The sequence below is a fragment of the uncultured Veillonella sp. genome, assembly GCF_900545205.1.
In the GTDB taxonomy this organism is placed as follows: Bacteria; Bacillota; Negativicutes; order Veillonellales; family Veillonellaceae; genus Veillonella.
The window spans coordinates 1-5,419 of sequence record NZ_UQYC01000097.1 but is presented as its reverse complement, the minus strand read 5'-3'; the positions used below and the strand labels follow the sequence as shown (position 1 = coordinate 5,419).

The window sequence follows — 5,419 nt, the reverse complement described above, 5'->3', positions numbered from 1 at the left end:
TAATTCTTCAAATTCCTGGTGTTGATCCAGCTCAAGTTATGTTAATTCTTTTAGTACCAATGGGTATCATGGGTATCCTTACACCATATGGTACAGGACACAGCCCAATCTGGTTTGCTAGTGGCTACAACAAAGGTCCTGAATTCTGGAAATTAGGTGCTATCTTTGGGATTATCTACCTCGCAATCTTTATTGTGGTGGGGATTCCATGGATTCAGTTCGTAATGCCACTTTTAGGATAACTTTCCGCCGCCATATGTCTCTCTGCGCTCCATTCGCTGCAAGTCGCTAGATAGACATATGGCGGTTTCTTCTATCTTAAAATGGCAATACTCACTTTGGGACGAGCAAGTCGCTTAGTAGATACAATGCGGCTTCTTTTTATCCTGAAATGGCAATGCTCACTTCGGAGGACAAGTCGCTAGATAGACATATGGCGGCTTTTTTTATCTTAAAATAGCAATACTCCACAAAACTCGACAAATCTAAAAAAATGAATATAATAGTGGTGTGATAGTAAATTTCTTACCTAGGTTTTCTGCTGGAGGTTTTTATTATTATGTCTGCTTCTGAACGTGTTGTGCAGTCAATTTTATATGAGCTTGGTTGTATTTTAATTGGTTGTTTGGTAATGCAGTTTGTTCCGCATGAGGGACAGCCGTTTGTATTAATGGTTATTTTTTCCTTACTAGCTATGGTTTGGAATTTTGTGTTTAACTGGATTTTTGATAAACTAGTACCAGGTGATCGATTAGCACGAGGTCCAATCATTCGCACAGTTCACGCTGTGTTATTTGAAGGCTTATTTATGATGGCAACGGTGCCAATTATTATGTACATGATGCATATGAGTTTTTGGATGGCTTTTGTGACAGATATAACGATGACATTAGTTATCCTAGGTTATACTTATGTTTATAATTGGGTATATGATCGGGCACGTCTATATTTTGTAGAGGCTTAGTTTTACTATATGAGGTAAGTACCTCTTAAAAATCTATATTGTATAGTAGGAGGTTCTTATGTCTACCAAATCTATTACGGGCACAGGCCTATTGTTGGCTGTAGCCTTATTGGCGCAAAGCTTGCGCCTTATTTTCCCATTTATTCCTAACCAGGTGAGTATGTTCCTCATCGGTTCCATCACGTCTGCTACGTTTGTACTAGCCACATGGCGCTATGGTTGGAAAAATGGTCTCGTTATCGCCTGGATTGCGCCTGTAGTAGCGCATTTACAAGGTATGTTGCCGTTGCCACCGTTTATTTTGATTACCGCCCTTGGCACGACTGCCTATGTATTTGTAGCCTATTGGTTACAACATAAACCGAAGGTATTGCTTATTGTTGTGGCGGCTTTAGTGAAAGCAGGTGTTCTATTCGGCGGATATTCTTTGTTCTTCTCTCTATTCCAATTTCCACCGAAGATTGTAAATACTATGTTGTTTGTGTCTAGTTGGCCGCAACTAGTGACGTCTTCTTTGGGTATTATCTTGGCATTGCTTATTACAAAACGTACAAAAAATTAGGCTAACTTAACCTAGAGTTATGGCAAGCCATTCAAAATAGATATGACTTTTTGGGGGCACTCATGGCGTATGAGTGCCCATTTTTGTTGACCTTAATCATTGTCTACTTTTATAATTAATATATTGTATACAAATATGAGGAGTTGAATGGAATGAAATTTAATACAAAATGCGTTCATGGCAGCGGTAAACCAGATAGCACTGGTGCAATTTCCCCTGCAATTTATATGTCTAGTACATTTTCCCATCCAAAGTTGGGTGATACAACAGGATATCAATATACACGTGAGTCTAATCCAACACGGGATCGTTTGGAACAATTGATTGCAGGTCTTGAAGATGGTAAGGATGCATTGGCATTCTCTTCCGGCATGGCCGCAGTGGACGCTGTATTCCATCTATTCTCCCCTGGGGATCACATCATTTTAGGTGATGATTTGTACGGTGGTTCTATCCGTATGTTCACAAATATTTACGAACAAAACGGCATTGAGTTCACCTATGTTGGTACATCCGATCTTGATGCGGTAAAAGCAGCTTTCAAACCAAATACAAAGGCTGTTTATATTGAAACTCCAACAAATCCGATGATGGAGATTACTGATGTTCGTGCCTTGTGTACCTTAGCTCATGACCGCAATGCACTAGTCATTATCGACAATACATTCTTAAGCCCTTATTTCCAAAAACCATTGAACTTAGGTGCTGATATTGTCGTTCATAGCGGTACTAAATTCATCGGTGGTCATCATGACGTTATTTCTGGTTTCACCATTGTAAATGATGATGAATTGGCTGCTAAATTGCGCTTAATTTATAAAACTGTAGGTGCTTGCTTATCTGCAATGGATAGTTGGCTCGTAATCCGCGGCGTCAAAACATTGGCCCTTCGTATGGAACAGCATCAAAAGAATGCCATTGCTCTTGCGGAATGGCTCAAAAAACAACCTAAGGTTACAAAGGTATTGTTCCCAGGTCTTCCAGAACATCCAGGCTATGAGATTAATAAAGCCCAAACAACAGGCTTTGGCGGTATGTTGTCCTTTGAAGTAGATAGCGAAGAAACGGCTAAAAAAGTATTAGAAGGCATTGGGCTTATTCAGTTTGCTGAAAGTCTTGGTGGTACAGAGTCCTTGCTGACCTACCCTGTAACGCAAACACATCCAGATTTAAAACCAGAAGATGCTGAGCGCAAAGGTATTACACGTCGCTTATTGCGTCTATCTGTAGGTATTGAAGATACAGATGATTTGATTGCGGATTTGGAACAAGCTTTCAATAAATAAAGGAGTTCCTATGGGACAATATAATTTTGATCAAATTTTAGATAGAACTCACACAAAATCCTTGAAATACGATTTTGCTGTAAAACGCGGTAAACCAGCCGATGTGTTGCCATTCTGGGTGGCAGACATGGACTTTGAGGTTCCCCCTGAGTTAAAGCAAATCCTATTGGACCGCGTGAACCATGGTGTCTTTGGTTATACCGAATCCGATGATGAATACTTTGAAGTGCTACAAAATTGGTTTACCACGCGCTTTAACTGGACGCCAGACCGAAAATGGCTCGTTAAAACACCAGGTATCGTCTTTGCCTTGGCTATGGCGGTTCGCGCTTTCACCAAGGAAGGTGAAGGGGTACTCATCAATCAACCGGTGTACTATCCATTTAGTATGGTTATCGATGATAATGACCGTCGTCTCATCAATGTGCCATTAATCAAAGGCGAAGAGAAGTACACCATTGATTTTGAGGGCATTGAACGGGCTATCGTTGAGGAAAATGTAACATTATTTCTCTTATGTAATCCCCACAATCCGGTAGGCCGCGTGTGGACTGAGGATGAGTTAAAACGACTTGGCGATATTTGTATTAAACATAATGTACTCATCGTGAGCGATGAAATTCATGCTGATTTTGTTTGGAAAGGTCATACTCATAAGGTCTTTGCTGATCTAGGTGAAAGCTATGCAGAACACTGTATCGTATGTACAGCGCCTAGTAAGACTTTCAACATCGCTGGCCTTCAAGTAAGTAATATTTTCATTCCTAATGATTCTTTACGTCGTCGTTTTATTAAAGAAATCGACCGTGCTGGCTATAGCCAGCTAAATACGATGGGCATCGTTGGTTGTGAAGGGGCCTACAAAGTAGGGGCACCTTGGCTCGATGAGTTGAAAGAGTACATTCAAGATAATATTCAGTTCACCATTGATTATGTAGCAAAATATATGCCGAAAATCCACGTATATCGTCCAGAAGGCACATATCTCATGTGGCTAGATTGCTCCAAGTTGCCATTAAGCCCTAAAGAACGTGATGAATGGATTATCAATGAAGCTAAATTGTGGCTTGATACTGGTTCTATGTTTGGCGTTGATGGGGAAGACTTTGAACGTATCAATGTAGCGTGCCCTCGTAAAACATTGGAAGAAGGTCTTGAAGCTTGGCGTCGTGCCTACGAGGCTAGAGGCTTTTAATAATATTGGTTAGAATGTTTAGATTAGGTTATCAAATTGTTTAGTGTGTAGAGGTGATAGTATGCCTATTAAAGTAATAAAAAATTTACCGGCCATTACGAAATTAGCTCAAGAGAACATTTTCGTTATGGATACAGAACGGGCGGAGACACAACAAATCCGACCTTTGCAAATATTGCTAGTCAATTTGATGCCTACTAAAGAAGTTACAGAAACTCAAATCTTACGTGCTCTTAGTAATAGCCCATTGCAAGTGAACTTAACATTGTTGCATACTGCATCCCGCAAGGCTAAAAATACGGATGAGCAATATTTAGATACTTTCTACCGCACCTTCGATGAGGTGAAAGACGAGTTCTTTGATGGCATGATCATTACAGGTGCTCCTGTAGAATTAATGCCTTTTGAAGAAGTTGATTATTGGGATGAGTTAGTAGAAATTATGAATTGGGGCGAAGAGCATGTATACTCTACGTTCTATATCTGTTGGGGTGCACAGGCTGGTTTGTACCATCATTTTGGCATTAATAAATCCGTTATGGATGAAAAGCTGTTTGGTGTATACGAACACGATATTTACAATGATCGCCCGGTGCTCTTGCGTGGCTTTGATGAAAAGTTCTGGATGCCACACTCCCGTCATACCACAGTTTCCTTACAACAAATTAAGGAAAACCGAGAATTAGAATTGTTGGCAGGATCTGAACCAACCGGTGCAGCTATCGTTCGTAGCTTAGACAATAAACACATCTTTGTATTTGGTCACGCTGAATACGATTGGGATACACTCAACCGTGAATACGTACGTGATATTAAAAAAGGCTTGGATATTGCGGTTCCTGAAAATTATTTCCCTGATGATGATCCAAAACAACGACCTGTTGTACGTTGGCGTTCTGTAAGTACATTGTTGTTTACAAACTGGTTAAACTACTATGTATACCAAGAAACACCGTACATCATTGAACAAATCCAAAAAATGAAATTTGAACGCGATAAAAATTTAGGTGCTTATATCTAAATTATGATTAGTAGAAATACCCCTAATTACTTTTAACGGTCTCTATAGTGAGATGGTTTTAGAGAAGTAATTAGGGGCTTTTTGTGTGTGTGAGCTATATATAGGTGTAATTGGCATCTTTCGGATGGGTATTTTATGAGTAAATACATGTTTGCTATAGCTTCAAGTTATGGCTAACTGTATAAATTAATAGTAGACATAATTTTTAAAACATAGTAGTATACTAGGTATAAAGAACGAACTCAATTCACAGTTAATATAAAGGAGTTGTTATAATGAGCAAACAATACAGATTTGAAACATTACAATTACATGCGGGTCACACAGTAGATCCAACAGGTTCTCGTGCAGTACCTATTTACCAAACTACATCTTTCGTATTTAAAGATGC

The 5,419-nt window shown here is 39.5% G+C and carries 7 protein-coding genes; all 7 read left to right on the top strand.

The genetic code is table 11. From position 1 onward, the window contains the following. Positions 1-242, top strand: a 242-nt coding sequence (locus QZR70_RS08330; protein WP_295794441.1) for an anion permease, incomplete at its 5' end; no start/stop codon positions are given. A 317-nt stretch (positions 243-559) separates the two neighbouring features. Continuing rightward, a complete protein-coding gene (locus QZR70_RS08325) occupies positions 560-964 on the top strand; it encodes a PACE efflux transporter (protein WP_295794439.1) in 405 nt (134 codons plus the stop codon). A gap of 58 nt (positions 965-1,022) precedes the next feature. Continuing rightward, on the top strand, positions 1,023-1,526 hold the full coding sequence (locus tag QZR70_RS08320; RefSeq protein ID WP_024066506.1) for an ECF transporter S component: 504 nt from the start codon (positions 1,023-1,025) through the stop codon (positions 1,524-1,526). A 152-nt stretch (positions 1,527-1,678) separates the two neighbouring features. Beyond that, entirely contained in the window at positions 1,679-2,812 is a 1,134-nt protein-coding gene (locus tag QZR70_RS08315) for a PLP-dependent aspartate aminotransferase family protein (RefSeq protein WP_295794436.1), read from the top strand. A gap of 10 nt (positions 2,813-2,822) precedes the next feature. After that, on the top strand, positions 2,823-4,007 hold the full coding sequence (locus QZR70_RS08310) for a MalY/PatB family protein (RefSeq protein WP_295794435.1): 1,185 nt from the start codon (positions 2,823-2,825) through the stop codon (positions 4,005-4,007). 61 nt (positions 4,008-4,068) lie between these two features. Further along, positions 4,069-5,028, top strand: coding sequence for a homoserine O-succinyltransferase (gene metA, locus QZR70_RS08305; protein WP_119206953.1), 960 nt, complete (start codon positions 4,069-4,071; stop codon positions 5,026-5,028). A 275-nt stretch (positions 5,029-5,303) separates the two neighbouring features. After that, the coding region (locus QZR70_RS08300) for a PLP-dependent transferase (RefSeq protein ID WP_295794444.1) at positions 5,304-5,419 on the top strand (116 nt) is incomplete at its 3' end.